15 protein-coding genes and 4 pseudogenes are annotated in these 23,849 nt (G+C 60.0%); 5 read left to right on the forward strand and 14 right to left on the reverse strand.

Translation table 11 applies throughout. The annotated features are described in order from the left end of the window. Positions 1-27: 27 nt before the first annotated feature. Together RX329_RS09170 and RX329_RS09175 are read right to left on the reverse strand one after the other, a co-directional pair. Positions 28-3,348, reverse strand: coding sequence for an adenylate/guanylate cyclase domain-containing protein (locus RX329_RS09170; RefSeq protein ID WP_317245717.1), 3,321 nt, complete (start codon positions 3,346-3,348; stop codon positions 28-30). 109 nt (positions 3,349-3,457) lie between these two features. After that, entirely contained in the window at positions 3,458-4,258 is an 801-nt protein-coding gene (locus tag RX329_RS09175; protein WP_317245718.1) for an ABC transporter substrate-binding protein, read from the reverse strand. Between the two features lie 648 nt (positions 4,259-4,906). Between RX329_RS09175 and RX329_RS09180 the strand changes: the two genes are divergently transcribed. Next, on the forward strand, positions 4,907-8,263 hold the full coding sequence (locus RX329_RS09180; protein ID WP_317245719.1) for an AAA family ATPase: 3,357 nt from the start codon (positions 4,907-4,909) through the stop codon (positions 8,261-8,263). A 345-nt stretch (positions 8,264-8,608) separates the two neighbouring features. Here RX329_RS09180 and RX329_RS09185 read toward each other — a convergent pair whose 3' ends face one another. The 7 genes and pseudogenes from RX329_RS09185 to RX329_RS09215 form a co-directional block, all read right to left on the reverse strand. Beyond that, on the reverse strand, positions 8,609-9,754 hold the full coding sequence (locus RX329_RS09185) for a response regulator (protein WP_317245720.1): 1,146 nt from the start codon (positions 9,752-9,754) through the stop codon (positions 8,609-8,611). Continuing rightward, positions 9,751-10,116, reverse strand: a complete 366-nt coding sequence (locus RX329_RS09190) for a response regulator (protein ID WP_085394089.1) — start codon at positions 10,114-10,116, stop codon at positions 9,751-9,753. Before RX329_RS09190 ends, RX329_RS09185 begins: the two co-directional genes overlap by 4 nt. After that, positions 10,113-11,708 (reverse strand): ATP-binding protein, encoded by a 1,596-nt coding sequence (locus tag RX329_RS09195; protein WP_317245722.1) that lies wholly within the window; start codon positions 11,706-11,708, stop codon positions 10,113-10,115. Before RX329_RS09195 ends, RX329_RS09190 begins: the two co-directional genes overlap by 4 nt. Further along, positions 11,692-12,705, reverse strand: coding sequence for an ABC transporter substrate-binding protein (locus RX329_RS09200; protein ID WP_317245724.1), 1,014 nt, complete (start codon positions 12,703-12,705; stop codon positions 11,692-11,694). The genes RX329_RS09195 and RX329_RS09200 overlap by 17 nt, the downstream gene beginning before the upstream one ends. Positions 12,706-12,735: 30 nt before the next feature. Further along, entirely contained in the window at positions 12,736-13,761 is a 1,026-nt protein-coding gene (locus RX329_RS09205) for an ABC transporter substrate-binding protein (protein WP_317245725.1), read from the reverse strand. Positions 13,762-14,269: 508 nt separating this feature from the next. Next, entirely contained in the window at positions 14,270-14,764 is a 495-nt protein-coding gene (locus tag RX329_RS09210) for a YybH family protein (RefSeq protein ID WP_085394093.1), read from the reverse strand. A gap of 263 nt (positions 14,765-15,027) precedes the next feature. After that, positions 15,028-15,262: pseudogene (locus tag RX329_RS09215) on the reverse strand (integrase core domain-containing protein); the annotation flags it as partial. 1,178 nt (positions 15,263-16,440) lie between these two features. Between RX329_RS09215 and RX329_RS09220 the strand changes: the two are divergent. Both RX329_RS09220 and RX329_RS09225 read left to right on the forward strand, forming a co-directional pair. Beyond that, entirely contained in the window at positions 16,441-16,644 is a 204-nt protein-coding gene (locus RX329_RS09220) for a hypothetical protein (RefSeq protein ID WP_143275300.1), read from the forward strand. Positions 16,645-17,553: 909 nt separating this feature from the next. Further along, positions 17,554-17,751 (forward strand): annotated as a pseudogene (locus tag RX329_RS09225) (hypothetical protein); the annotation flags it as partial. Between the two features lie 127 nt (positions 17,752-17,878). Here RX329_RS09225 and RX329_RS09230 read toward each other — a convergent pair. Together RX329_RS09230 and RX329_RS09235 are read right to left on the reverse strand one after the other, a co-directional pair. Continuing rightward, positions 17,879-18,499: an NYN domain-containing protein gene (locus RX329_RS09230; protein WP_317245727.1), complete on the reverse strand. Its 621-nt coding sequence runs from the start codon at positions 18,497-18,499 to the stop codon at positions 17,879-17,881. A gap of 528 nt (positions 18,500-19,027) precedes the next feature. Then, positions 19,028-19,465: a response regulator gene (locus RX329_RS09235; protein ID WP_317245728.1), complete on the reverse strand. Its 438-nt coding sequence runs from the start codon at positions 19,463-19,465 to the stop codon at positions 19,028-19,030. Positions 19,466-19,594: 129 nt separating this feature from the next. Between RX329_RS09235 and RX329_RS09240 the strand changes: the two genes are divergently transcribed. Then, on the forward strand, positions 19,595-19,804 hold the full coding sequence (locus RX329_RS09240; protein WP_085393918.1) for a hypothetical protein: 210 nt from the start codon (positions 19,595-19,597) through the stop codon (positions 19,802-19,804). A 254-nt stretch (positions 19,805-20,058) separates the two neighbouring features. Here RX329_RS09240 and RX329_RS41880 read toward each other — a convergent pair. Further along, positions 20,059-20,127: pseudogene (locus RX329_RS41880) on the reverse strand (hypothetical protein); the annotation flags it as partial. A gap of 536 nt (positions 20,128-20,663) precedes the next feature. Then, positions 20,664-21,200 (reverse strand): site-specific integrase, encoded by a 537-nt coding sequence (locus tag RX329_RS09245; protein WP_161495081.1) that lies wholly within the window; start codon positions 21,198-21,200, stop codon positions 20,664-20,666. Between the two features lie 97 nt (positions 21,201-21,297). Here RX329_RS09245 and RX329_RS09250 point away from each other — a divergent pair. Then, positions 21,298-22,364: pseudogene (locus RX329_RS09250) on the forward strand (IS1182 family transposase); the annotation flags it as partial. A 1,266-nt stretch (positions 22,365-23,630) separates the two neighbouring features. On the opposite strand, the gene RX329_RS09255 reads toward RX329_RS09250, so the two are convergent. Then, positions 23,631-23,849, reverse strand: coding sequence for a hypothetical protein (locus RX329_RS09255; RefSeq protein ID WP_317245729.1), 219 nt, complete (start codon positions 23,847-23,849; stop codon positions 23,631-23,633).

Genomic DNA, 23,849 nt, shown 5'->3' on the forward strand with positions numbered 1-23,849 from the left:
CAGAAGTCGCTAGACCATTCGACTGGCTCACGAGGTCAAGTCGTCGAGCAACGCCTCGGCTTCTTTCAAATCGAGCGTGTCGAACCCTTCAGTGAACCAGCCGTAAACCGGAGCCAGCAGATCACGTGCCGCGGTGCGTTTGCCCTCATCGCGCCATAAGCGGGCAAGGCTCGTCGCTGCCCGGAGCTCAAGTGATTTCGCCCGTTGTTGCCGAGCGGTTTGTAGGGACTTCAGCAGCCATTTGCTCCCTCCGAGCTGGCCGCGAGATAATGCCACCAACCCTCGCAGCCGAGAGATTTCCGCATCCCACCAGTGCTCGCCGCTTTGTTCCGCAATGGCAGCAGCACCCGTCAGGGCTTCGGCTCCGCCGGGGTGGTTTCCTGTGCGACAAAGCACTTCGCAAAAGAGCGCAAAGCTATAGGGAGCGTACTGGATCGTGCCTCGCTTCGCCGGATCAGCAAGCGCGGCGCGGTAGGAGGCAATCGCCGGCTCAATCCTATCCGGTGCCAACAACGCCCAGCCGCGGAGAACTCGTGGATCGAGCGGCAAGGCAAGGCGCTTCTCCGCCGCTAGGGTCTCTGCGCTCTCAATGCACTGCAGCACCGAAGGTGAGTCACGTCGGAACTGGTGCAATATCGACGCATGCAGACGCGCCATAGCAAGGCTGAAGGGATGGTTCACCCGTTCCGCAAGCGCCAATGCGTCATTCACGCGAGCGAGCGCCGTGTCAGGGTAGCCGAGCAGCCAGGCGCTCCAGGCACCTAGCGTTCCTGCACACACTCCAGGGTCGTGGCCGTAGATGTGTGCGTGCGTCCGGTGCTGCTCGAACTCATAAAGGGTTCGGCCCTTATCGCAATGCTCCTGCGCCGGAGCGAGTTCGCCGCAGAAGAAATGTGTTGTCCAACCCGTATGATGAGCCTCGAGGCGAAGGCCGACATTACTACTCTTTTCCACCAGGCTCAGGAGCCTATCTGAAAGCTGGCGCGCCGCATTCCAATCCGACGTACGTCGGAAAGTCCACAACCCCCATATCGCGGTGAACTGAGAATCGATGTCCCCTATCTTATCGGAAAGCTCGTGCGCACGAGCGTGCGCTTTTGCTGCTTCGGCCGAGGAGAAGCCGTTGGCGTTACTAAGAGACACGCCTTTAGCGAGTTGCAGCTTGATCTCCTGCTGATCGCGCTGCGCATCCAAGAGAGATGGCAGCAGGGACAAACCACGATCGAAATGACTGACCGCCTCGGCATACGCGGAGCGGGAAGCCGCAAACTGGCCCGCTTTTAGCCATTGATCAGAGGCTCGTTCCGCCTGTCCGGCACCCGTCAAATGATGAGCCAGTATCTCTGGCTGCCGATCGACCAGATCTGCGAAATGCTGCTCCAAGGTGGTGGCAACTCGTGCATGCAACTCTTGCCGTCTTGGGCGCAGCAGCGTGCCATAGGCAGCGTCCTGCACCAGCGCGTGCTTGAATAGATAGCTGGAATACGGAGGCACACCTTGCCGGAACAACAAGCCAGCGGAGATCAGACGGTCCAAGGCGGATGCCAACTCTGGCTCCGGCTTGCTCGCAACGGAAAAAAGCAGGGTGTGAGAGAACTCTCGCCCAATCGCGGAACCGATCTGGGCCACCTCCTTGGCGGGCCCGAGCTGGTCGAGCCTCGCCATAAGCGAGGCGTGCAGGCTTGCGGGGACCGCCGCCGCAGGTGACGGAATATTGCCTGTAGTTCGCCGCGTTTCGCCCTCGCTCGTGGTCTCCAGGACCGCCTTCGTCATCTCCTCCACAAAAAGGGGAATCCCGTCCGTGCGCTCAATGATGTCCTGCCGCACGCTCGCCGAGATAAGCTGGTTGCCCACGATCTGATCAATCACCGTCTCGATTTGGCGCTGCGCCAGCCGATTGAGGGTCAGAGCAGAGACGTAGGGCCGTCCGATCCAGTGCGGTTCGAACTCTGGACGAAACGTCACAATCAACAGCACACGGTAGGTCCGAAGCCGGTCAACGACCCCGCTGAAAGCTTCTTGACTCGTGGGATCGGTCCAATGTGCATCCTCGACGATCATTAGCACAGGTGTGGAGCGCGACAATGCCTCCACCTGTGACCCGAGCGCTTCAAATGTCCGCTGGCGGTGCTGTTCGAAGGGTATGTCGAGCGCCGCGTAGCGTCCGTCTTTTGGCAGCGACAGCATGTCGGCGAATAGCGCCATATCCTCCAAAGAGGTTGAAGTCTGCGCCAATACTGTCTCGAGCTTGTCCAGCTTCGTTTCCAGCGGGTCGTCATGCGCAAATCGTGCGGCCCGTTCCATCTGGCCGATGATCGGATAAAAAGCGCTGTCGGTATGCTGCGGCGAGCAGAAATAGCGCAATCGGGTATGCGGCTCGTTAGCGATGCTTTCCAGCAGCGCCACCGTAAGCCGCGATTTGCCAATACCAGCCTCGCCGGAGAGCAGCACTACTTGGCCTTCACCACTCTTTGCCTTGGACCAGCGTCGCAACAGGAGTTCGAGTTCTTCGTCGCGCCCAACAAGCTCGGTCAATCCGTTCGCGTGCAAGGCCTCGAAGCGGCTTTCGACTGAAGCCGGCCGCAACGCAGCCCATGCCCCTACGGCGCCTGAGATACCTTTGAGCTCTTTCGGCCCAAATTCTTCAAGCTCGAACAGATTGCCCAAGAGCTTCCGAGTACTCTCCGCAATGACGACGCTGTTCGGCTCAGCAACGCCTTGCAAACGTGCCGCAAGGTTTGGCGTTTCACCGATTATGGCGTGCTCCTGAGAAGCGCCGGACCCGATGAGGTCGCCGACAACCACCAGTCCCGTTGCGATGCCGATACGCGTCTGCAGGGGCGCACGGATCTTCAGAGCACCTACGCCAGCCACCAACTCCAGCCCCGCCCGGACGGCCCGTTCCGCATCGTCTTCGTGCGCCTGCGGATACCCGAAATACACCAGTACCCCATCGCCCATATACTTCGCAACAAAGCCGCCGAACCGCCTCACGATGTCGGTGACGCACTTCTGATACGCGGAAATGATCTCGCGTAGGTCTTCAGGGTCCATGCGTGCTGAAAGTGCTGTTGAACCCACAAGGTCCGAGAACATCACAGTGACTTGGCGACGTTCGGCGGCATCGTGGGGCGTCAACTCGGCCATAACGCGTTGAGCTACGTCAGGGCTCCCAAGCTCCTGGATAGCCGCAAGCATTATGCGCCGATGCCCGAGCAGCACGCCGATGTCCTTAAGGTCCTGATCAGTCAGATGGCGAAGTGCTGCGAAACCAATCCCGTTTTCAGCAAAACGTCGCGCGTACTCGGACATTCCGAGCTTTTGGAGCCAGTCGGCAATTTGCTGCATCGCGGCCCCTCCGGATTTTGTGTAACCCACTCTGGACCGATAGGACCGAAAGTCTACCACGCGCGCCGACTTATTCCAGCACCCGCCGCGAGGTTGTCACCTGATCGGCCTATGCAAGGAAGGATGGTGAGAGCTGAAGACCTAGCGCCCTGACAGTTTTTGCATTGATGGCCAAGTCAAACTTAGTCGGCTGGTAAACCGGGATTTCAGCGGGGTTTTTTCCGTTCAAAATATCAGCAGTTTGGGAGGCCATAAGGCGCATGACGTCGGCCAGATCGACGGAGTAGGACATCAGTCCCCCGATATCTACGAATTCTCGGAAAGGATAGCCCGCGGGAATGCGCTGTGCCGCAATCAATTCCACCAGGATCTGACGAAATGCAAGATGCTCGCCTTCGTCGGATACCATGATGGCACTGCTTGGACTGTTCGGTATCGCTGCCAAGGTCCGTTGGTAGGATTCTCGCGAGACATTCCCGCCCAACGGCGGTTCGACAATAGGAATGCCCGCTTGCCGAGCCGTTAACCGCACGCCAGCTCCCGCCGCCCGCTCCCAGTAAGCTTCGGTCGCTAGGTAGTGCACGATCGAAAGGTTCGGCATCAACTCCGCAAGTAATTGGATGCGTTTACCGTGAAGCTGCAATCCAGCATCGATGCTCACACCTGTGATATTCCCACCAAGATGCGCGAGCGTCGATACAATTCCCATAGCAACCGGATCGCCAAACATTGACACAACCGGTATGTCGCGCGTCGCGGTTCTTAGTCGCATTGCTATGAGTGTACCTGTCGCAACGATTAGATCAGGTTGTGTTGTCACGACATCGGCGACGAGCTGAGCGTATCGGGCTGTTTCACCTCCTCCAGAGTATCGCTCGACAATGACGTTCTGGGTCTCGACGTATCCCAATCGCCTTCAGCTCTTGGAAGAAGGCTCGATAGTAGCCAGTGCTGCTATCGGCGTTCATATCCGTAGTTTTGGCAGCGGGAGACACCATCGCTATACGCTTCGGCTTCAGCCGTTGTTGCGCGACGAGCGGCGAAGCAGCTGATGCGATCGTCATTCCCAGAATGAAGTCGCGGCGCCTGATCCCAATCCTTTCCTCGCCTTAAGCCTTGAAACATTTGATCATAGCTCGATACGGCGGGCCAGAACTTCCGCAACGGGTCACGCCGGACTGGCAACCGGCTGCAAACTTCCGGTCTACCTTTATGAGCCGACATGCCGCGACACCGCGCCAACGGAAGCGGTGGGCCAACAACGGAAGTAGACTTCTCACCCGTTCACCCGGTCGGCGAGCGCGAGAAGCGTCGGTGGGATCGTGAAGGTGAGTGTCGCGATCACTGGGGAGTCCTCACGGGCGCTACCGGGTTGGTCTGCGGGTTCCAGCGATTCACGAGGCAAAAAGGCGTGTCTCGCCCCATGGGGTGGGGTAAACTGGCTATCTCATTCTGGTGCGGCTGGTCCGCGAGCGGCTCGATCGACGGGGCGCGTTGCGACCGACGTGACTGCGGCCATCGCCAGTGATGAGTGCGGCCAAGTGTGCGTGTGAACGCCATGAATATCTCTGCCTGGCTGCGCAGCCTCGGCCTGGAACGCTACGAGCAGGCATTCCGGGAAAACGCGATCGATGAGGCAATCCTGTGCAAGCTGACCGCCGAGGACCTCAGAGACCTCGGCGTGACGGCGGTTGGCCATCGCCGTATTCTCCTCGATGCGATTGCCGTGTTGCGTGCCGAACCGATTGGCGAGACGACCGAGCATTCGGTCCACCCAGACCGCTCCGGCGGCAAGGCTCCAGAAGCCGAACGCCGCCAGCTCACGGTCATGTTCGCCGACCTTGTCGGTTCCACGGCATTGTCGGCGCGGCTCGATCCTGAGGAGCTGCGCGACATCATCGGCGCCTATCACCGTCGTTGCGCCGAGGTGATCACCATATCCGGCGGCTTTGTTGCCAAGTATCTAGGTGACGGCGTGCTGGCCTATTTCGGATATCCGCAGGCCCATGAGGAGGACGCCGAACAAGCGGTGCGCGCTGGCCTCGCCTTGATCGAAGCGGTGGCCAAGCTCGAGGCGGGCCACGCGACCACGTTGCGGGTGCGTGTCGGTATCGCCACGGGCCTCGTAGTCGTCGGTGACCTGCTCGGGGAGGGGGCTGCCCGGGAACAAGCGGTTGTTGGCGAGACCCCTAATCTTGCCGCAAGGCTTCAAGGGCTTGCCGAACCGAATACGGTGGTCATCGCAGACAGCACGCGCCGCCTGCTTGGCGGGCTGTTTGATTATTGCGATCTGGGCACATTGCCGATCGCGGGAATTCACTATCCGGTGCGTGTCTGGCGGGTCGTGGGCGCGAGCCTGGTCGGCAGTCGGTTCGAGGCCCTACGCGCCGCCAGCACGCCGTTGATCGGTCGCGAGGAAGAGATCGCATTGTTGACCCGCCGCTGGGAGCGGGCCAAGGCCGGCGAGGGTTCCGTCGTCCTGATCGTGGGTGAGCCGGGCATCGGTAAGTCGCGCATCGCACAAACCCTACTGGAGCAGTTGGGCGAGGAGCCGCACACGCGGTTGCGTTATTTCTGCTCGCCGCACCATCAGCACAGTGCGCTCTATCCCAGCATCACCCAGCTCGAGCAGGCGGCCGGCTTCCGACGCGAGGATACCGCCGAGACCCGCTTGGATAAGCTTATTGCGGTGCTGGCTCTGGCCAACCAGGAGCTGAGCGAAGCTGTCCCGCTCTTGGCGGACTTGCTGTCGATACCGACCGGCGACCGCTACCCGCCGCTCAATTTCACGCCGCGGAAGCGCAAAGAGAAAACGCTTCATGTGCAACTTGCGCAGGTGGAAGGACTCGCGGCGCAGCAGCCGCTGCTGATACTATGGGAAGATATCCACTGGAGCGACCCCACCACGCTGGAGTCGCTGGATCTGCTCATCGACCGCGCCGCGACGCTGCGGATCTTGGTGATTCTTACATTTCGGCCGGAGTTCACGCCGCCCTGGGTCGGCCGTCCACACGTGACGTTGCTCAGTCTCAACCGCTTGCCCCCTCGGCACCGCGCCGAGATGATCGCGCACGTAACCGGGGGCAAGACATTGCCCCCGGAGATTGCCGATCAGATCATTGATCGCACGGATGGCGTGCCGTTATTCATCGAGGAGCTGACCAAATCTGTCGTCGAGAGCGGATGGATAACCGATGCCGGCGACCATTACTCCGTGACCGGGCCGCTGGTTCCTTTGGCGATCCCAACGACGCTCCAGGCCTCGCTTCTGGCGCGGCTCGATCGATTGGCGCCCACCCGAGAAGTGGTGCAGATCGCAGCGACGCTCGGGCGTCAGTTTTCGCACGAACTGATCAATGCTGTCGCGGAAATGTCGCAACCGCAGCTGGAGGGCGCTTTGGAGCAGCTCATTCGCGCCGAGCTGGTGTTTCGGCGCGGGACGCCGCCTGATGCCGCCTACACCTTTAAACATGCGCTGGTGCAGGACGCCGCCTACAGCACCCTGCTGCGTCCGCGGCGGCAGCACCTGCATGGCCGGATTGTCATCACGCTGGAACGCCAGTTTCCGGAGATTGCAGCCGCTCAGCCTGAGCTGATGGCACAGCATTGTGCCAAGGCCGGCCTCGTTGAACAGGCAATCGAGTATTGGGACAAGGCTGGGCGCCTGGCCGTCGAACGTTCGACGATGGCCGAAGCCGCTGCGCACTTTGGCAAGGCGCTCACCTTGCTTGGCCGCCTGCCGAAAAGTCAGCAGCGCCAGTCAAGCGAACTTTCTCTTCAGCTTGCGCTTGCCGGTGCCCTAACGGCAGCCAAGGGATGGGCATCGCCTCAGGCCGGTGAAGCGTATGCCCGTGCCCGAGAGCTGTGTCGTGAGGCCCCGGAGGGGGCACAGCTTGCGAGAGCCTTGGCCGGCGCCCATTCGTTCTTGCACAATCGCGCGGAGATTCGGGCCGCGCATCAACTGGCGGACGAGTCGGCGGTGCTTTCCGAACACCGAAATGACAGCGACATCAAGCTGATCACGCACCGGTGCTTGGGCGTCAGCCTAATGTTTCGCGCCGAATACAATCGCGCGCTCCACCACCTGCGGCAGTCGCTCAACCTTTATAACGAGGCTGAGCACCGACCTCCGAAGCTGACGCCCCACGACGTTCGCGTCACCAGCGAGAGCTTCGTCGCCTGGACAGTTCTCCTGCTAGGACAACCGGATCAGGCGCTGGCGGAAAGCCAACGCGCACTGGCTTGGGCGCGCGAGCTGTCGCAGCCCTATACATTGGCGTTTGCTCTGCACGTCAACTGTGTCTTTCACCAACTTCGCGGCGACGAAGCGATTCTTGAGGAACGAGCCGACGAGCTGGTGCCACTTGCCACCGAGCATGATTTTCCTCACTTCGTTGGAACAGGAACCTGTTTCCGAGGATGGGCCTCGCTCGCGATGGGAGGATCCATCGAAGAGGCCATCAGCAGGATGCGATCGGGTCTGGCGACAAAGCGGGCGACGGGGGCCGAGATCAAGGTACCTTACTATCTTGGTCTGCTGGCGGAAGCGTACCGGCGAGCGAACCGAACCGCCGACGGGATCAGCCTGTTAAATGAAGCCCTGGAGCTGGTCGAGCGAACCGACGAGCGGTGGTACGAGGCGGAGCTGTATCGGCTCATGGCCGAGGCGCTGATCACCAACTCGGATCGACACGATGCCGAACGCTGGCTGGGCCGCGCGCTTCGAACAGCGCAGAAACAGGACGCGAAGTTTTGGGAACTGCGCGCCGGCACAAGCCTAGCCCGACTTTGGCTCGATCAAGGCAAGCGTAGCGCAGCCCGCGACCTGCTCGCGCCGATCTACGGCAGCTTCACCGAAGGCTTCGATACGGGTGACCTCAAAGAAGCCGCCGCGCTACTTGCTGAACTGACCTAGTGAGGCACTGCTCATCGGCGATCGGACGTTTATCGGTCCGGAGTCCGCAAGGCCACCACAACCGCGTGTCCTGTTAGACACCCATCTTCTGCGACTTCTGCTCCGGGGGTCAAAAGCGGGCGTAGACGCAAAGCTGGATAAGCGTCCGGTTTGCCTCTGAGAGCCGACACGACGCGTGTTCAAGCGATGTTCGGCTAAGGCCAAAAGCTGACAAAGCTGATCCGTTCGATCGCTTTGGCGCGGGTCAGAGAAAGTCAGGGGGCGTAGCCCTTTCAGATAGTTAGCGGGATCAACTCTGGTCGGCCGGACAAGAGCCGGACCCCTAGCCGCGCCGGTTCGAGCGGACTAAGTCATCTCAAGGACGTTGTATGCCGCTATCGGACGATGCAACCCCTTGAGCGTCAGTTCACCCACGGGCTCCGCGGTCACCCTCGCGTCAAGCGCTTCCCGTACCTTGCTATCGACGAGAATCTGACTGTCGCGCGCCTCCGCGCAAAGACGGGCAGCCAGATTTACCACGGTTCCGATCGCGCTGTACTCAGAACGTCCCTCAAAACCGATAGGTCCGAGGGTCGCATATCCAAATGCAATACCGACTCCAAAACCAAGTTCGTGTCTTGCACGCCGCCATTTATTCGATAATTCCAACAGCCGGCTTCGCATCGCGATAGCCATTTGGACAGCTCGCTTGCATGGATCTGCACAAGGAATCGGATCGCCGAAAATCACCATGATTCCGTCGCCCAGGAACCTCTCCAACGTGCCTTCAAACTCGTGGACAAGGGAGCCTAAGGTGGCATGATATTCCTGCATCACCGCCATCACCTCTTCGGGCTCGGCAATCTCTGCGAACGCCGTGAAACCTCGGAGGTCACCGAAGACTATTGTCACCTGTCTGCGGTGGCTCGCTAACGGCTCATATGTCGATGAAGAAAGAATCAATTCCGCTATCTGCGGCGAGACAAAGCGCTTTAGACGGCTGACCCGTTCAATTTGCACAACCTGCTCCGCAACACGCTGCTCGAGCGTTCTATTCCACGTGGCGAGTTCGATCGCCTGAGCTTCAACTCGGTCATGTAACTCTTTAATGCGTAACATGGAACGGACACGCGCAACGAGAGCGGCATGGTCGACCGGCTTGGTCAGATATTCGTCGGCACCCGCGTTAAGTCCAGTGACGACATCCTGTGAGTCGGTTCGCGCCGTCACCATGATGATCGGAACAAATCCAAGCGTCGTATCGACCTTCAGTCGCCGGCAGACCTCAAAGCCATCGATCTTCGGCATCATGACGTCGAGGAGGACAACGTCCGGCGCGACTTCGCGCACGACCGCGAGCGCCCTCTCGCCGTTTTCAGCCTCCATGGTCTGATAACCCTCGGCGTCAAGGCGAGCTGTAAGAAGGCAGCGGTTCGTTTCGTTGTCATCCACAATCAAGATTCGGGGTGGGACATGCATCTCTGCTCCACTCAGCATGCGCTGGAACTTCATGTCAGGTATCGATTGATCGTCTCAAGTAGCTTTCTTGCGCTGTAGGGCTTTGCGACATAGGCATCGCAGCCTGCCGCGCGTGCCTTTTCTTCATCGCCGCCAAGCGCATAGGAGGTAACGACGATGATTGGGATATGGCGGAGATCTGACTGCGCCTTTATGCGCCGTGTCGCCTCGTATCCGTCAAGAATAGGCAGTTGGATATCCATAAGGATCAGGTCCGGGCTTTGGGTTCGCGCCGCCACGAGCGCTCCTTCGCCGTCGTGCGCCTCGATCATTTCGTAACCGACGCTTGTAAGCAGATCGCGCAGAATCTGCCGATTGTCCTCCTGATCCTCGACCACCAGCACGCGCTTGCTCATGTCTGCATCGCCTGCTGCTCGAGCCGAGCCGGCACCAGAAAAGAGAATCTCGCCCCGTGGCCGAGGCGGGATTCTATCCAGATTCGACCACCATGCATCTCCACAATGCGCTTTACGATGGCGAGCCCCAATCCCGCGCCTCCCTTCGTCTTGGTGATCGAGTTATCCACCTGCTGGAATTCTTGGAAGATTCTGACCTGGTCGGCTGAGTCGATGCCCGGTCCCGTGTCCTGAACGGAAAAGACGTAGGAATCTCCCCTCGTTTCCACTTCTATCCGGACCTCTCCAGCGTCTGTAAATTTGATCGCGTTACCAACGAGATTGAACAGGGCCTGGGCGAGCCTGCGTTCGTCTCCTCGCGCCGGCGGCAAGCCAGGCGGAACAGCAATTCTCAAACTTAGCTTCTTCTCCGCGGCGAGCGACTCAACGGAGGTATGAACAACGTTTATCAATTCCTCTACCGAATAGTCGGTCAGAGAAAGTCGAAGCTGTCCGGCTTCAATCTTGGAGAGATCGAGGACATCGTTGATGAGCCCGAGCAGATGTCTGCCGTTTCGTTGGATGCGTTCGACGGCGGATCGCATTTTCTCCGGAGGATTGCCGTATATGCCGTCGAGCATGAGCTCCGAGAAGCCGAGTACTGCGTTCAGTGGCGTCCGCAACTCATGACTCATGTTTGCGAGGAATTGCGATTTGTGACGGCTGGCCTCCTCAAGACTTCGGTAGAGCTGCTGCAGCTCTTCGCAGGTCGAATTGACGTGCGCCGCAAGCTCCCCGAGCTCGTCCCGATTGGGAAGCTCGATACGCTGGGCGAAATCGCCAGCGGCTATCCGATTCAGTCCGTCATGAATGATGCGCACTGGTTCGATCACAGACCGGGAGATCGCGTGTCCCAGGACCAGCGTAAGCACGAAGCTTGCGAGCGCGACGGCAGCGACAAGTATCTGAGATTTGGTGTAGGTTTGTCGGCTCGCATCTATCCCGGCCACCATGTCCGCTTCAGCCCGGTTGACCAATTGATTGGTCAGTCGTTCGAGCTTGTCCGCGAGAGGCCCGAGCTCCGCGAGTTCGCTCTGTTTGGCCTCAGCCCCTCGTCCGCCGCGGATGAGATCGACGATGTGTGAAACGACGGCAATAAACCGCGCATATTCTTCGCGCACCTGGTTGAGCAGCGTCACCTCGTCCTTTGCGACGAACGAGACACGGTCAAGGTCGTACCCAAACTGGTTGATCTGCCGCAGCACAACTGCCAATGTCGTTTCGTTCGGAAAAGCGAGCGCTGTGGACACGCCATAAAGTTGTCGAAGCGTATTGTGCTGCATCTGCCGATATGCCTCGATCTTCTGCTGCAGGCCAACAACCTGGTTCGCCCGCTGGTCCGCTTCGCGGAGCGAAAGGAGGCCGATTAGCCCAACCGAGACCAAGAGCATTTCGATGACGAAGAAGGCCATCAGCAATTTCGTGCGCAGCGAGGGGCGCAGCTCAAACCCGAAAAGACCGCTCTTCGCTGACGTCTCGTCACCACTTCCTCGGGACGTTGCAGGGAGCGGGCGCTGACCAAGAAACGACGTCGAATCAGCTTCCAAGTTCACGTCGAACCTCGTTCAGAAACCGCCAGTCGGCTGCGTCCGCGATAATCTTTGCAGGATTCGATTTCAGCATCCTCGCTTCGCGCAGGCGAAGAGCGTAGAAGCGGATTGTGTCTTCGGGATCAAACTCGCGCCAGCGGTTGTACGGCACATCCGCAAGCGTCTGAGCCGCATAGTCGTGGCGAGGCGTGAAACCCCCATCAACCATTCGCTGCGCAACAAGGGCCGGCGCGCTTACGCACAAATCCGTCGCCCGAAGCATGGCGCGAACTACACGTTTGGTGGCGATGGGATTCTTTCTGACGAACTCCCGATTCCCCGCCAACATGCAGCAAAAGTACTGCGACCATGGGCGATCCTGCGCACTGTTGACGATTACATCTCCGATGTTCTTGGCACGCAGACGCTGTGGCTCCGGAGGGAAGCCAAGGAATGCGTCAATCTTACCCTCAGCAAATAACTCGATCGGTTTGACCGACGCACTGGTCACCCACTCGATATCCTTGGCGGGATCAAGTCCGACAAGCGTCGCCATCGCGCTGATGAAAACGTGCGGGCTACTGCCAACCCCCTGCTGGCCGACGGTTCGCCCCTTCAGATCGGCAACGCTACGTATGCCTTCCCTGGCGAATAGCTCGAAGCAGCCGACATGAACCCCAGCCACAACAGTAATGCTCGCGCCGCGATCGATCTCAAGAAGAAGCGGGCCGGAGAAATGCAGGGTGAAGTCGATGTCGCCCTTCGCGATTGCTCTGGTTTGCTCCACGCCGGCGTCAGATTCGACGTAAACGACGTTTGTAAACCCCTCGGCATTCAATAGGTCGCTCACCACGTACTGCGGAGCGATACAAATGCTTGCGTTCTTCGCAAGGCGGATTGTCGTGGTCTCTGGCGGCGGAGTGGACTCTTCGGCCTTCAGGCGCGCCGCCGCGATCCCAAACAGGGCAGTGGTAGCGGCACAGGCCCCAGCCAACAGCAAGTCGCGACGCTTCGTATTCATCGGGACCTCCTCGAAAACGCTTTAGATCAATCAGCCTCCCAGTTCAGGTCGAGCCGCGTTAAGGAACCCCCAGTCAGCTCCATCCGCGATAAGTTTCGCCGGGCTCGACTTAATCATCCCAGCTTCGCGCAGGCGAAGCGCGTAAAAGCGGATTGTGTCCTCAGGATCGTACTCGCGCCAGCGATTGTACGGCACATCCGCAAGAGTCTGAGTCGCGTAGTCCAGGCGAGGCGCGAAACCCCTATCCACCATGCGCTGTGCAACGAGGGCCGGCGCGCTCACGCACAAATCCGTGGCCCGGAGCATGGCGCGCACCACGCGCTTGGTGGCGATAGGATTCTTTCGAACGAATTCGCGATTGCCCGCCAACATGCAGCAAAAGTACTGCGACCATGGGCGATCCTGTGCGCTGTTGACGATGACGCGGCCGATGCTCTGCGCACGCAAACGTTGAGGTTCTGGGGGAAATCCAAGGAAGGCGTCGATCTTGCCCTCCGCAAACAATTCGATAGGTCTGACCTTCGCACTCGTCACCCACTCGATATCCTTAGCGGGATCGAGCCCAACAAGTGTCGCCATCGCGCTCAGAAATACATGCGGGGGCGATTCAAGCGATTGGATGCCGACGGTCCGCCCCTTCAGGTCGGCGACGCTGCGTATGCCCTCCTTGGCGAAGAGCTCGAAGCAGCCAACGTGAACCCCGGCCAGAATGGTAGTGCTCAAGCCTCGGTCGATCTCGAGAAGAAGTGGCCCAGAGAAATTCAGATTGAAGTCTGCATCGCTGTTTTTCCAGATAGCTTTGTCTTGTGCAGCGCCGCTACCGACGAACCCGGTTTCGACGTGAGCTACATTTGTAAATCCCTCGGCATTCAGCAGGTCGCTTACTACGTACACGGGCGCGATGCAGATACTCGGGCTCTTTGCGAGGCGGATCGTGGTGGTTTCTGGCGGCGGATCGGGCTCTTCGGCCCTGAGCTGAGTGGTAATGCTCCAAAGCAGCGGAGTGGAGGCGGCGCAGCATCCCGCCAACAGCAAGTCGCGACGGTTTGTATGCATCGGGACCTCCTCGAAACCTTAGGATTGCTTCGGGGGCCGAACGTCAGGCCGCGTGATTGCGGGAGCCCCGCTCTCGATAAACATATCACTGCTGCGCTAGGTCGGATATGACCGAGTACCTGACGTGTCTGCAATTCCAGACAACGCTCGGCCGAACTAACTTAGCTTTCTTGGGTCCCCGTGGTCGGCTTAGAGTCAAAGGCAACCGTCGCGCAGCTTGTGGGAGTTGGTCGGCTCACCTCCCGGAAGCGGCCGTCTCGGCGTTCTGAGCTGAGGTCAGTAACGGGCCAGACTCGGTCCTGCAGGCTGTCCTTGCTGCAGTCCGGTCTTCACTCAGAAGCTGTTGTCCGGTCGGATCGAGGAGCCGCGCCGTCCCGTCATTTTCGAGAGGCGAGGCCCCTTGATCTATGCGAGTCGGCTTCCGTGGCCGAAAGATCCACGTTTCAGTTGCTGGCTCGGCCCATTTGGGTGCGAGAGCCGGCTACGACGAACTACTCTCGGGTAGGCACTATTTTCCACTCGGCGCGTTTCCCGTTGTAGTCGCCGTGGTCCCCGCTTGTTGCGGCTGCGGCGGCGGTGCCTTAGGAGCCGACGTCAGCATACGAATCTTCCATTGCCCATTCTCACGAACATCAACAGCAGTCCAAATAGCGGTTATTTCTAGGGGGGCGCCTTTCTCACTCTTACCGGTAATGTGAGCTTCGCCAGTTGATAGAGCCATGTTTTCTGACAGCGGCTGAACTTCGGTCACCTTCACCTCGAGGCGACTAAGTCCAGCTTTGAAACCGTCTTCGTAAAACTTGGTATTATCGGGCTCAATTCCATTCTGAGTAACACGCAGGTAGTTCTTCGTATAAAGTGACGTAATCCCGGCAGCATCTTGTTTGTTGAAGTGCTGCTCGTATGCTGAAGCTATCTTCCCAATTTCCTCCTTCAGATCTGCTGCACTCGCAGGAACAGCCGACAGTAATAGTGAGAAACATACAGCTCCAAATGCGCGCATGATGTTAGCTCCCTGCTGTTAATGCCTCCCTAGAACAGAGGATGGAGACGAGGCTTACCTCCGTCCTTTTGAACAACGTCGATCGGGCGGTCGCCGGGCTTCGAGGAAGAGTTCCTGTCAGTATTACGGTTGGCACACCTCAGGCGCACTAGCGCCGACCTGCCACTTTCTTGCTGACTCATCGGATGATCGCGAAGTGACGTTGGCTCCTGCAATATAGCTCAACACCGCGATGTCGGCCATGGTGACCTTGCCCCCGAGTTTTATCCAGTCCTGAGTTCGCCCGTGCCGTTGGATGTGCCCGGTTGGGCGGTGGCAGCGACGGCAGCTGGCGCGGAGCCTTCGGCAGCGTCAGATCCCGGCGCGGGCGGCAGGTCATCGCGAACTCGGACGGGGTTCTCCATCCGAGCTGCGAGTGTGGTCTTGTGTCGTTGTAATCGGCCCGCCAACATTGACGCGGGCTTGTGCCAGTGACCTGAACAACGTCTCCTTTATCAAGCGACCGCAGCACGCACATTCCGATCCGGCTAGTTGTGCGCGACCGCACCGATCGACAGGCCTGTTAGTGAGAGGGAGTCTCGGAAGCCGGCCTGCGGGACGCATAGTGCGTTGCGCTGTCACCGATCTGGTTCGGGACCCATTCCTGGGCGGTTGAGTTCCAATGATGAGTGTCGTCGAAGTGTTTCCAGAGTGGCCGCCTTGGCCTGCTTTCACACTTCTGTCGGTTTGCATTCAGTGCGCGGAGTTGGACGACGAGTACCCCAGCCGTCGTCACCCATTCGCGAGCGCTATATCGGGAGTTCCATTTGATTGCCGCGAACATTGGATGCCTCCTTCAAGTGAGAAGCCCTTACCACACTAGCCCGGGCAAGAACGCTGGGATGTAAACTACTTCACAGTCAGCCAAGATCTTCGACGTAGCCGCGTGCGATCTGACGGAGCGGCGACCGTAATCTACGTTCACTCGATATCGGGCGTCATTTTGCCGCGCGATCAATACGCACGCGACGATGTGTAGGATTGTTTTTTGGTGGCAAAGGCACGTCTCTCTTAGAGAGTAATCGTAGGTGCGCTCTCGATAGAGGCCAGCGCATGCTTGAACTTTGGAACAAATGGTACGATAGCTTGGCTTCGATCGAGGCGCTCGCCACTGTTGTCGTTATTGCCGTCGTAGCTGCCGGCATTATTACGAAAGTGGAAGGTCGGCGGCGTCCGACAAAACATTGATGGGGGACACGTGGGCGAACAAGGGCTGCTCTCTCCACACCTCGTCTCCGGGTCTTGGAACGCCAAGACGCTTGAGTGCGATAGAAGAAGTTACTTGCTCAAGACCATCTGCGCGGTCAAGCGGGCTCGCACCCTCAAGCAGGCACTCGGCACCCGTGAGCTACGGCGCGTCGAAGGCTGGGGAAGGATTGGCCGTGGTGAACTAGCGATCTCCGCGACGCCTCCGAACGAACTCCACGCAACCCTCTCGGGGCGCCGGTTGGTTCCGTACAACTTAAGTCGATCTAGGGAGTCTTGTAGTTCGTCCTAGATTTTTAAAGTTTGGAAAAGAGACTTCCGGCGCCGACACGGGAGGAGCGGGCGCTCGTCAAGAGGCTCGAACGGAAAATGAACTAAGGCCCCCTCAGTTGGCGGAGCCGTATTGTCGCGTCCGGCACTTGGGAACTGTCATGCGGTACGTTGCGTATGTGGTCGATTTATCCGGCGTTGCTCGTGCGGCTTATGAAATCGATAGTCCAACCGACCAAGACGCCAAAACGCGAGCCGAGAAATTTCTCGATGCGTACCCCGCCGTAGAGGTGTGGGATGGTCCGCGCAAAATTGCCCGCCTGGTGCGTGAGAGCGCGGACTGCGGTCAAGAAAAGCGCAGCTAGGAGGACGGTGTCCTCGCGAGCTGCTTGGAGTTTTCGCCTAGCCACGACTCATCCAACAGTAGGGCCGCGGCCGTGGGACGCCCTGACGCCGATCCTGCAGATGCTGATCGCGGGCCGGTTCAAGTTCGTCATGATGCGAGGAACCAGGATTCGGCATCGCAGCGCCAGGCTGAGGAGAGCCTTCGCCTCGAGACCAAGCTCACCCAGGATGACGTGCCGATGGTGGAGGAGGCGACGGGCTGACCAATTTGGCAACAGCCTGTTGCCAAATTGCCTTTGCGCCCGCTGCGCCAGGCCGATGTGACCCGCGCCACTTCGGGCGTCAGGCCCCGCCCGCCCGGAGAAGATCGAAGCCGGCGGCGTCGTGCGCGGTGCCGGCAGCGGCCTGTCGGTGGCTGCCGGTCGCGAGACGCCGCCCTTGGCGTCGTACCGCTTGGCTAGATCCAGCAGGCGACGACGAGTGAATGGGTCGGCCCTATCGGCGATGGCCCGGACCCGCTGCGGGAGACCCTGATAGAATTCCTGCTCCGTGACGCACCATACAACATCACGAGCCAGAGTCGAGTAACCAAAGCTCTCGGAGTCAAGAAGCGCCGGCACTAGCGTGCAATTTTCCGCGGGGTGTTGAGATCGCGATATTGGAAGGAGTAGACCGGCCATCGCAGGCGAAATCAGATGGCAGTGTTGGATCCGGTCCGGAAGGCATGCCCGGCGTGCGGCAGGCCGATCAAGGCTGTGCCCGACGGAGCTCTGGAGGGAGGGCTGCGGTACGTGTGCACCAATTGCGATGATGACCCGCTGCACGACCCGACTCCGCGGAAGTGGGCGCGGATTTTTCGTCGCCATAACTTGCGTGAATCTCAGGTTGGGAATTCTAGGCATCATGCTGCATCGCTGGTGAGATCTCCGATGTTCGATGCCGCAACCACGGCGCTGCTGCGCGCAGTCCTCGACGAGGTCTGCGAGAACGTTTGTCGCTATGAGGCCACCGCTCGCACGCACGTCGCCTCGAAAATCCTCGAAGCCGCGACCCGCGGCGAGACCACGATATCGAACCTTAAGCACGTCGGCCGCAGGGCCTTGAACGAGGCGCCCACGAGGTCGCGATGGCAGCCGGAGAGCAGCCCGCGCTCGGCGACGGACGCGACGCGTTATGATCGAAGCTCGGCCTGCGCAAAGGGCCTCGCGAGGGGCGTCCCGCGCTCTTGCGCGCCCGGTCGGTGAGCTCCATGACCTACGGAATGAGTTCGTCGGGTTCCGCACGCGGCGCGGCGGTCGTACCGCGCCGCAGCGGCGTACTACGGACGTCGCCGCGCTCGCGGGCTGGCGGGCGATCCCGGCCTATCTTAGCTTGCAGCTCCACCAGGTCGGTGAAGACGTCCGCCTGGCGGCGCAGCTCGTCGGCAATCATCGACGGCCGGCTGGCCATTGTCGAGACCACCGTGACCCGGACGCCACGACGCTGGACGGCCTCGACCAAGGAGCGGAAATCGCCGTCGCCGGAAAACAGGACCATCTCGTCGAGCTTGCCGGCGAGCTCCATGGCATCGACCGCGAGCTCGATGTTCATGTTGCCCTTGACCTTGCGCCGTCCGGAGGGATCGACGAATTCCTTGGTGGGCTTGGTCACGACGGTGTAGCCGTTGTAATCGAGCCAATCCAGCAGCGGCCGGATCGAGGAGAATTCCTCATCCTCCACGATGGCCGAGTAGTAGAAGGCGCGGAGCAGGGTACCCCGGCTCTGAAAGTCCTCCAGAAGACACCGGTAGTCGACGTCAAAGCCGAGCGTCCTGGAGGTGGCGTGAAGATTGGCGCCGTCGATGAAAAGGGCAATCCTACTGGGCGAAGGCGACATGTTGACGGCCCGAATGACCCGAGCGGAAGCATCGCTCCCGTCCGGCGAATGGTTTGCTCAAGCGATGGGAGTTGGGGTACGGGGCGGCCTTGGCCCGCCGCTCACTCGCATTCCGTGCAACCGAGCAGGAATCCGAGCTCCGGACTCGAAGCTATCTCCAATGCCTCAAGCTATCAAAGCCTTTTTCATTAACAGTGAACCTCGGTCATCAAGCAAAGACAAACGAGAGTCATGCCGCATCAGCTCCCGCTTTTTGAGATCCACCTGAGACAGCGCCGCCGCACGTTCCAATGGTGTCTCTGCACGACTGAGGGCCGCCCGGTCATGCAGGGGGCGGAGGGCAGCCGGGTGGCCGCCAAGTACCAGGCCGATCGCGCGCTGTTTCTGATGCTGCTCGCTTCCGCCTACCGGCCGCAGCTGCCGGGAGCAGGTCGTTTTGAGTCGTCGGGTCGCACGAGACCAGAGGCATGATCGAAGACCGGCGGAGAACGCATTAGCGTTGGACTGATCTCCCCAAACGGCTCTCCCTCAAGTCGGCGAAGCTCGCCTGGCCATCGTCTTCACGGCTCTGACGATCTCCGCAGGATCATAGGGTTTTTGCAGGAACAGACTGCCGGATACGGGGCGCGGCGCGACGGGCGAGAAGCCGCTTGCATAGATCACCGGGAGTTCAGGATCCTGCTCGCGGCAACGCTCGGCGATCTGCCAGCCGTCGACGCGCCCTGGCAGCGTGACGTCGGTGACGAGCACGTCGGCGATCCGCTTCCCGCACCATTCCAGCGCATCTTCGCCATTGGCGGCGTGGATGACCTCGTAGCCCTCCTCCCGCAGAGGCCTCCACGACGAATTCGCGTATGAGGGGGTCGTCCTCGACGACGAGTATTCGCAATTAAATGCTCCTCGAAACCTCACATCTGATGCCAATCTGCGAACTGCCGAAGCTTTGGACCGTTCCCGCATCCCCATCGGGCCGGCCGATCGAGCGGGTCTTTGAATTCAAGGATCGGCGAGGGGGCGTTTGGGAAGCCAACTCCGTGCGTACGCGTAATCGGCGAGCATCGGCCATCCGGTCCTGAACGGGCCCCTCCAGGCGACTTGATCTCCCGGAACGAGCAACTCGGAGCTTTGGCGTCGCCGGCGGAAGCCAAAGGATGCATCAAGGGGGCGATCGTCGGCGGCGTCGCCAGCCATATGGCGGGGCACGGCAAGCTTGGCGCCGCGGCGGGATGCCCGATCGGACACCACGAAGCCAACAAGCAGAACCAGAACAACTCGAACGCCCAGGCTCCGTCAGGGCAGAAGTAGTGCGCGAGCGCCCGGGCCCCGCCACGAAGATCGGATCGCATTCGGTGCGGCCGGCACTCAGCTTAACGCCACTCCACGCGGGTGATCCTGTAGGCTTTCGCCCCGCGAGGCAGCGCGCAACGGCCCACCGGCCGGCATTGCAACGCGCCGGCCGCCCTTAGATTGGCGAAGGCGGATATAAGGGCTGTCGTAGGCGGATCCTGCTCCCACTGTATCGAAGGATTACCATGTCGGACCAGATCCCAACCGTCTGTTGCCAGAAGCGCGGCTTCATTGACGAGATTGGCAAGATCGGCACCGGTAAATCCGGGCGTCAGGCTTGCCCGCCGGTCTCCGATACACATTTCGTGATTGAACTGCTTAACTCTCTAAATGGACTAATAATTATTTCGAGAATTCATAGGCGCCGCAATGTCCTCTCCAGAAGAAGACGATCGGCAGGAATTCTTAAGATCCTGCGGCAGACGCCTCCGTAACACCTCCGACTATTACAGCGTTGCTTTCGACCTCACTTTGTAGCAACGCAATTGCCAGCTCCGACGGCCGGCGTGGTGTATGCCTAATAACTATCGCTGAGAGCAGAAGGCCGCCTGAGAGGGGGCCTTAGACTGTCACCAGCTGTTTGCCGCTGGGTAATGAAGCGAGAAGCTGGACATCGCGGCGATTTGCACTTTCGGGTTTTGGCCCGCGAGCATCTGCCGCATGTGCTCTACGAGCGCGTCCGATTGCCATTCGTCTTTGCGTTCATGGTTGCCTCTCGTGGGGATTAGAGGAAGTCGCCGCTGAAGTGATCTTCGAGTTCGTTGTCGCGGCGGTCGTAGATCAGCAGCGTGTCGAGCTTGGCGTGCCGTGCTTGCTTTTAGACCAGCAGCGGATCCACGCGATTGCCCAGCGACGACGTGATGAAGCCGGCGCGCATCGAATGTCCGGCGAAGGCCGCCTCGTCGGGACCGGCGGCCGCGATCGCGCGCTTGACGATCCGCGCCACGGATCTGCCGGAGAGCGCGCTGGCGCCGACGCGACCGTGTCGATCGACTTCTCGGAAGACGGGTCCGGACGTGATGCCGGCGGCTGATAGCCAGGCGTCCAGGCCCTCGACCGGGCGGAGCTTCGTACCGTTAGGGACCGGCAGCGCTGCGCCCTTGCCATCCTGGTCGGATTTGGAGTGGTCCAGATGCAGCAGGATTCCGCCATTGCGGCGCTCGATGTCCTCGAGCTGGAGCGCGACCAGCTCGGATCTGCGCAGCGTGCCGCCAAAGGCGACCAGCACGAGCGCGCGATCACGTACGCCGGCGATGGTTTTTGGCAGGTGTCCGAGCACGGCGGCCAGCAGCGCGGTCGTGGTCGGCTTCTTGCGCGTCGGCTTCGATCGCAAGGTGCGGCGAATGCCGCGCACCGTTGCCTTGACGCCTTCGGTGTTGGTCGGTGGCTCGAAGTTAGCGGCCTTGTGCGCGCTCCGGATCGCCGCAACGCGCCGCTGGATCGTCGAGGACTTCGTCGAGGTGTGCCGCAAGATGGGCTTGCTCGCGACAGCCAGCGTTGCGATCGAAGGCAGCAAATTCAAAGCAGTCAATAATCGCGATAAGAACTTCACGCGCGGCAAAGTCGAGCGGCGGCGCACGCAATTGGAGGAGAGTGTTGCGCGCTATCTCGCTCAGCTCGATACCGCCGACCGGCAGGAGCCGTCGGAAACACTGGAGTTAAAAAAGACGCGGATCAAAGAACGGCTCAAAAATCTGACCGTTGAAATGGCGAAACTCGCAGCGATTGAAAAACAGGTTCTGGCGTCGCCCGATCAGCAGATATCGTTCACTGATCCCGACAGCCGTTCGATGGGCACGAGCGGCCGTGGTTCTGGCGTCGTCGGCTACAACGTGCAGACGGCGGTCGATACAGAAAACCATCTGATCGTCGCGCACGAGGTGACAACAAGCGGCTCAGACCGGACGCAACTTGCAAACATAGCCCGGCAAGCCAAAGCCGTTCTTGAGGCCGACACGCTCGATGTTGTCGCCGATCGCGGCTACTTCAACGGTGAAGAAATCGTGGCGTGCGAGCAATCTGGCATCACGGTGACTTTGCCCAAGCCAATGACATCGGGTGCGAAGGCTTCGGGACGCTTCGGCAAGCAGGACTTTGCTTATCTGCCAAATGAGGATGTTTATCGCTGCCCTGCCGGTGAGAAACGCAAATATTATTATACCAACACGAAGACGGCCAGAAGCTGCGCAACTATTGGACGAACGCCTGCAAAACCTGTCCACTCAAATCGAAGTGCACGCCGAGCCCACAACGCCGTATCAAGCGATGGGTGCACGAGGACGTTCTCGAACGCGCTCAGGCGCGGCTCGACAAGAATCCAAACGCCATGCGCACACGCCGCGAGACCGTCGAGCATCCGTTCGGCACACTGAAGATGCGCATGGGCGCGACGCACTTCTTGTGCGTGACGCTGCCGAAAGTTGCGACCGAGATGGCGCTGTGCGTGCTCGGCTACAATCTGACACGCGTGCTGAACATCGTCGGGATGAAACCGCTGCTGGCGGCGGCGAGGGCGTGATACGGCGTTGCCGCGCGCCGTTGCGGTTCATGGGGCGCTTAAAAGAGCCCCGACATTGCCTCAGGTTGAGTTCTGGTCGAGCGGCCGTAAAACTTGCCCAAATTGATCGGACCGCGATAGCCTGAGTTCGACCGCGCCGGTCCGCGTCATGCAAGAGCGTTTTTATACGACCAAGACCCGAAGCGGACTCCAGACATCGCGCTGCCCCTGAGGGAGCGGCGTGCGTTAATCGCGCTGAAGCAGCGACACCCTGCCGCAGTGAGGCTGACGTATTAATCCGCTATTTTACCTCTGGTAGTCTTTTACTTTTGCTACTCGCACTCTTTTGATCTGACGCCGTCCTGATAGTGCTTTTTGTGCTGCGGAGGACATTTATGCGAGGCTCTCGCGCAATCCTTTACGTCGAACAACTTAGCGAACTCACTTCTCAGCTCTCAGAATTGGAAGATCTTCGAGGTCTGGTCGAAGAAGCAGAGCGAAGCGCCGGCGGTGTGCCTCGATTACGCTTGATACATCCTGGTTCGCGCCGCCTTCGAAGTCGTGAACCAGGCGCCCTGTCTGTTCGCCTCCGTCGCCGCCCGCCACCAAGCTGGAATGCAGGAGCTATCAGCCCCCCTGACAGCGACAACCAAGTCAATCGGACTTTGCTGGAGCCATTCCCGGATGGAGGGGGTGGGCTTCCTCCTAAAACCTGTCCAAAGGCTGGCTTATCGCGCCTTGACTCCCCCTGAGGGGGAGTGGACGAGAGCCAGGGAACCGCCAGCAACGATAGGCGGCTCCGCACGTTGATACGCATCGCCGGCCGAGGGTCTAACCGTAGGCGTCGGTGGCTGAGAGACAATTCCGCGCTCCCGCCTGCATGTTAGGAGCGCAAAATGCCCGAAGAATTCAGCGCCGAGACACGTCGCCTGCTCGAGCGAGCCGACGAAACCATGGCTCAAAGTCGTCAGTTAGGCAGGGAACATCGCGCACTCGTCGCTGAGTGCGAACTAAATCTCCGACATAGGCTGCTCAACATAGTCACCCTGCATACTGGTGACCGGAGATTGCCGGGTCCGCGCACCTGAGGAGAGTGGACTGCACCACTTGTGGTCCGTTTGAGATCCTGCGATGGACGTCGAAGATGTCTGCTCATCGGGGCTAACCGGAAGTCATCGCGGGAGGACCGCTCGTCCCGCTGCGCCGCAGCCGCAGGCGTGCGGCCATCCGAAGAGCGGTCCTGGTGGGCTTCGCAGACCCAGCCAGTGTCTTCGCAGGCGGCGCAGTTCATTGGTTGACCTTCGGAACGTCCGACCTCGGCCTGGGATGCGCCCGCGCGTCGACCAGGACCTCGGTGATGGCGTCCCGCAGGCTGTCGCGGTCAAGGATGCGGATGAGCCGGTCGATGGTGGTCGCCGCGTCGTGCTCTTTCGTTAGGTAGTCCGCAATCGCCATCATGGCGAGGTCGTAGCTCTGCTCGATCTGTTCGGCGTTCAGGCGCACCAT

This window comes from Bradyrhizobium sp. BWC-3-1 (assembly GCF_032917965.1).
Lineage (GTDB): Bacteria > Pseudomonadota > Alphaproteobacteria > Rhizobiales > Xanthobacteraceae > Bradyrhizobium > Bradyrhizobium canariense_D.

Bases quoted from the DNA above. Each gene is read 5' to 3' on its own strand.
- RX329_RS09190 (WP_085394089.1), bottom strand. From the start codon at position 10,116: ATGAGCAAGCGCGTGCTGGTGGTCGAGGATCAGGAGGACAATCGGCAG.
- RX329_RS09220 (WP_143275300.1), top strand. From the start codon at position 16,441: ATGCGGTACGTTGCGTATGTGGTCGATTTATCCGGCGTTGCTCGTGCG.
- RX329_RS09235 (WP_317245728.1), bottom strand. From the start codon at position 19,465: ATGGGGATGCGGGAACGGTCCAAAGCTTCGGCAGTTCGCAGATTGGCA.
- RX329_RS09255 (WP_317245729.1), bottom strand. From the start codon at position 23,849: ATGGTGCGCCTGAACGCCGAACAGATCGAGCAGAGCTACGACCTCGCC.
- RX329_RS09200 (WP_317245724.1), bottom strand. From the start codon at position 12,705: ATGAATACGAAGCGTCGCGACTTGCTGTTGGCTGGGGCCTGTGCCGCT.
- RX329_RS09230 (WP_317245727.1), bottom strand. From the start codon at position 18,499: ATGTCGCCTTCGCCCAGTAGGATTGCCCTTTTCATCGACGGCGCCAAT.
- RX329_RS09205 (WP_317245725.1), bottom strand. From the start codon at position 13,761: ATGCATACAAACCGTCGCGACTTGCTGTTGGCGGGATGCTGCGCCGCC.
- RX329_RS09170 (WP_317245717.1), bottom strand. From the start codon at position 3,348: ATGCAGCAAATTGCCGACTGGCTCCAAAAGCTCGGAATGTCCGAGTAC.
- RX329_RS09210 (WP_085394093.1), bottom strand. From the start codon at position 14,764: ATGCGCGCATTTGGAGCTGTATGTTTCTCACTATTACTGTCGGCTGTT.
- RX329_RS09180 (WP_317245719.1), top strand. From the start codon at position 4,907: ATGAATATCTCTGCCTGGCTGCGCAGCCTCGGCCTGGAACGCTACGAG.
- RX329_RS09185 (WP_317245720.1), bottom strand. From the start codon at position 9,754: ATGAAGTTCCAGCGCATGCTGAGTGGAGCAGAGATGCATGTCCCACCC.